At 68.0% G+C, this 3,864-nt stretch carries 5 protein-coding genes; 3 read left to right on the top strand and 2 right to left on the bottom strand.

Annotation, left to right across the window (positions count from 1 at the left end; all coding sequences use genetic code 11):
- The coding region (gene phnG / locus RMO97_RS18555; protein ID WP_310542494.1) for a phosphonate C-P lyase system protein PhnG at positions 1 to 312 on the bottom strand (312 nt) is incomplete at its 3' end.
- Positions 313 to 478: 166 nt separating this feature from the next.
- On the opposite strand from phnG, the gene phnF reads away from it, so the two are divergent.
- The 3 genes from phnF to RMO97_RS18540 are packed head-to-tail and all read left to right on the top strand — an operon-like array spanning position 479 to position 3,067.
- Complete coding sequence (phnF, locus tag RMO97_RS18550; protein ID WP_310542495.1) at positions 479 to 1,186, top strand: phosphonate metabolism transcriptional regulator PhnF; 708 nt, start codon at positions 479 to 481, stop codon at positions 1,184 to 1,186.
- A gap of 8 nt (positions 1,187 to 1,194) precedes the next feature.
- Positions 1,195 to 2,340: an alpha-D-ribose 1-methylphosphonate 5-triphosphate diphosphatase gene (locus RMO97_RS18545; protein WP_310542493.1), complete on the top strand. Its 1,146-nt coding sequence runs from the start codon at positions 1,195 to 1,197 to the stop codon at positions 2,338 to 2,340.
- A gap of 7 nt (positions 2,341 to 2,347) precedes the next feature.
- Positions 2,348 to 3,067 (top strand): endonuclease/exonuclease/phosphatase family protein, encoded by a 720-nt coding sequence (locus tag RMO97_RS18540; protein WP_310542492.1) that lies wholly within the window; start codon positions 2,348 to 2,350, stop codon positions 3,065 to 3,067.
- A gap of 83 nt (positions 3,068 to 3,150) precedes the next feature.
- Here RMO97_RS18540 and RMO97_RS18535 read toward each other — a convergent pair.
- On the bottom strand, positions 3,151 to 3,864 hold a 714-nt coding region (locus RMO97_RS18535), incomplete at its 5' end, for a TonB-dependent receptor domain-containing protein (RefSeq protein ID WP_310542491.1).

Here is a 3,864-nt window from a genome sequence, read left to right as displayed (position 1 = left end):
GTCCACAGCCGCAGCGATCTCCGCATGCTTGCGGTCGCGCCCGGCCACATAGCCGATCCCGGTCTCGCCGCTCTCGAGCCGCACGGCGGCGCGGGTCACGGTCATCTCGCCGAGGTTGAAGGCGTCGCCGGCGCCGCCCATCCGGCCGCGCACCAGGACCATGCCGATCTCCGGCGCACGCAGCGCGCGGTATTCCGGCGGCGAGATCAGGCCTTCCCAAGCCGCGAGCACTTCCTTCGGCTGGGCCTTGGCGAGGATGGAGAGCCAGCGCCGCCGCTCCGGCGTCGCCTCGACAACTGGTTGGGCTGTCATCGATAACCTCCGACAAATAAGCAGGTTGTTGTATTCACTTAAGTTGAGTGTTAGTTGAGTGAAGGTCTTCCGGCAACAAACCAATGATGAAGGTTCTTTGACGTCAATAAAACTTGTCTAGATTGGTGTCGCAAGACTGATAAGAGCGAATGATACGAAGGTGGCCATGGCCCTTTGGCGCACGATCTCACAATCCCTGGAGCGCCGGATTCTGGCGCGGGAACTGACGCCCGGCGACAAGCTGCCGACGGAGTTCGAACTCTCGCGGGAGTTCATGGTCAACCGCCATACGGTGCGACGGGCGCTTTCCGACCTGCAGGACAAGGGGATCGTGGAGTCCACCCAGGGCCGGGGCAGCTATGTCCGGCGGCCCTCAACGCCCATGCAGCTTCAGCGGCGTCCACGCTTCGCAGAGCACGTCCGCGAACGTGGCCGGATCCCGCGAACCGAGACCCTCAAGCTGATGACGCGGGCGGCGGACGCCAAGGCCGCGGCCCAACTGGGCCTACGTCCGGGCCAGCCGATCATCTATCTGGAGCGCAGCAGGTTCATCGACGATGAGCCCACCGGCATCAGCCAGCACCACTTCAGCCACGACCGGTTTCCCACCTTCATCGACATGTACCGGGCGCGGGGATCGATCACCCAGACGCTGATCGATTCCGGGATCCCGGACTACACCCGCCGGCGCACCGCTATCTCGGCCCGGCTGCCGACGGCCGAGGAGGCCGAGCAGCTGCGCATCCCGCGGCACGTCCCGCTGCTGGTGCACCGCTATCTCAACATCGACGGCCTCGGCAGGCCCCTGGAGTACGGGATCTCCCGCTCCACGACCGAGGTGGTGATCGATTTCCCAGACCCAGAGCGGCCCTGAGCCGCTGATTGAAAGGTATCGCCGTGGAGTTCGCGTTCAAAAACGCCCAGGTCGTCACTGCCGACGACTCGTTTCTGGGCTCGGTCCTGGTGCGTGACGGCAAGATCGTCGCGGTGGACCGCGGCGGCTCCGTGGGGGAGGACCTCGCGGGCGACGTCCTGATGCCGGGCGTGATCGACCTGCACACCGACAATCTGGAGAAGCACTTCTTTCCCCGGCCCAATATTGACTGGAACCCCATCTCGGCGGCGGTGACCCATGACGGCTGCTGCCTGTCGGTGGGCGTCACCACGGTGTTCGACAGCCTGAGCATCGGCACCTTCAATCCGTCCGTGGCGCGCAATCACGACAACCTGCCCCGGCTGGCCAATGGCCTGCTTGCCGCCCGTGACGCCGGCATGCTGAAGGGCGATCATCGCCTGCACTGGCGCTGCGAAACCCCGGCCGACGACCTTCCGACGCGGCTGGAGCAGCTGGCGAGCCATCCCCTGACCTCGCTGTTCTCCCTGATGGACCACACGCCGGGCCAGCGGCAGTACCGCAACATCGAGAAGCACCTGGCCAACTGGAGCGCCAACGGCATGTCCGCCCAGGAGATCGACGAGCGCCTGGCCGGCATCCGCGACCGTCAGGGCCGCAACGCCGCCAACAACCGCCGTCTGGTGGCCGACCTGGCCAGGTCGCGGCGGATACCCCTGGCCAGCCACGATGACGAAGACGTCGAGCACGTCGACGAGGCCGCCGACCTGGGCGCCACCGTCTCGGAATTCCCGGTGACGATCGAGGCCGCCCGGCGCGCGAAGGAACGCGGCATGGTGGTGGTGATGGGCGGACCCAACCTGATGCGGGGCGGGTCCTATTCGGGCAATGTTCCCGCCTCGGAACTGGCCGACGCCGGCCTGCTCGACGCCTTCGCCTCCGACTATGTGCCGCGCAGCCTGATCGAATGCGCCTTCGCCCTGACGGCCGCGCCCTTCGGCTGGAGTCTGGCCCGGGCCGTCGCGGTCGTGACCGAGGCTCCGGCCCGCGCGGCCCAGCTCACCGATCGCGGGACCATCACGAGCGGCGCGCGCGCCGACCTCGTGCGGGTCAACACCCGCGGCGGCCTGCCGGTGGTGCGCGGCGTCTGGGTCGAGGGTCAGCGCGCCGCCTGACGCCCCCGTGCGCATCGTCACCCTCAACAGCTGGAAGAACGAGGGCGACTATCTCCGCCGCCTGCAGCTGATGGGCGACGGATTGCGGGACCTGGCGCCTGACATCGTCTGCCTGCAGGAGTGCTTCGCCGCCGACGGTTTCGACACCGCCGGCCGGCTGGCGTCCGAACTGGGCCTCGTCGCCCACCGGGCTCCGTCCCGGCGCAAGGCCCGCACGCACCAGGGCCGCGACCTCGACAGCACCTCGGGCCTGGCGATCCTGGCCCGCGCACAGGGCGTCGCCGACCGCCTGGACCTGGCCAGCCATGCCGCCGACGGCGACCGCATCGCCCAGCGCCTGGACCTGGAGGTCGAGGGTCGGCCGCTGCGCATTCTCAATCTGCACCTGACACACCTGCGCGGCGCCCATGCGCTGCGTGCGCAGCAACTTGGCCAGGCCCTGGCCTGGGCCGGCGAAGGCCTGGAGGGCGGGCTGGTGGTGGCCGGCGACCTCAACGCACAGGCCGCCGACGCGGCTCTGGCGCCTCTGGGGCTGGATCCGCGTCCGGGCACCCTGCAGGGGGCGCGGATCGGCGAGGTGCCTGAGGGCCTGGCCGCGAGCGACCACTGCGTGCTGCACCGGCCGGGGCCCTGGCGCGTGGCCGCCGCTCTCCGCGGTCTCGACACCCCCGACGCCGAGGGCTGGTATCCCAGCGACCACGCCGCCGTCGGGCTGGATCTGGTCTGAGCCAAAGAAAAACGCCCCCGCACTGGGATGCGGGAGCGTGAAGTCTTCAGCCGGACGCCGCGGAGGGCGTCCGGCCGTGGGGATTAGAAGCTGGCGCGGACGCCGAACAGGTACTTGCGGCCGAAGCCTTCGACTTCGTAGGGCCGGCTTTCCTGGCCCTGGTAGCGCACGCCCCGCTCATCGGTGAGGTTGTTGGCGTCCATGAACAGCGACAGGGTGTCGTTGACCTGGTAGCGGACCGAGAGGTCCAGACGGGTGGTCTCGTCCCAGTAGAGGTTGGAGTTGGCCGCGCTGCCGCTGGGGAACACCTCGTCCAGCCAGTCGCTGCGGTACTGGTAGGTGAGACGGGTCGACAGACCATACTTCTCGTAGAACAGGGTGGCGCCGATGATCCGGTCCGAGGTGCCGGGGAATTCCACGGTCGCGCCGTCCGGGGTCTCAAACTCGCCCTTGGTGAGAGCCAGGCTGCCCTGGAAGCCGAAGCCCGAGGTCCAGCCCGGCAGGAAGGTCCAGGGCTGATAGTAGACGAACTCGACACCGCTGAGGTGACCTTTGCCGCCGTTCAGGGTGGTGTTGAAGGTATAACCGCTGCGGTTGACGCCACCGAAGTCGTAGCTGTTGTCGCCCACAAGGGTGGAGGCGTCGAACAGCACGTCCTTGATCTCGCGATGATAGGCGCTAACCGCGAGCAGCGAGGCCGGAGCGAAGTACCATTCAGCCGTGAGGTCGAGGCCGTAAGCGGTTTCCGCCGTCAGGAAGGGGTTGCCGCCGCTGATGGTCTGGGCCGAGTCACTGAC

This window comes from Phenylobacterium sp., assembly GCF_031425575.1.
GTDB lineage: Bacteria > Pseudomonadota > Alphaproteobacteria > Caulobacterales > Caulobacteraceae > Phenylobacterium.
This window is presented reverse-complemented; position numbering and strand designations above follow the sequence as displayed.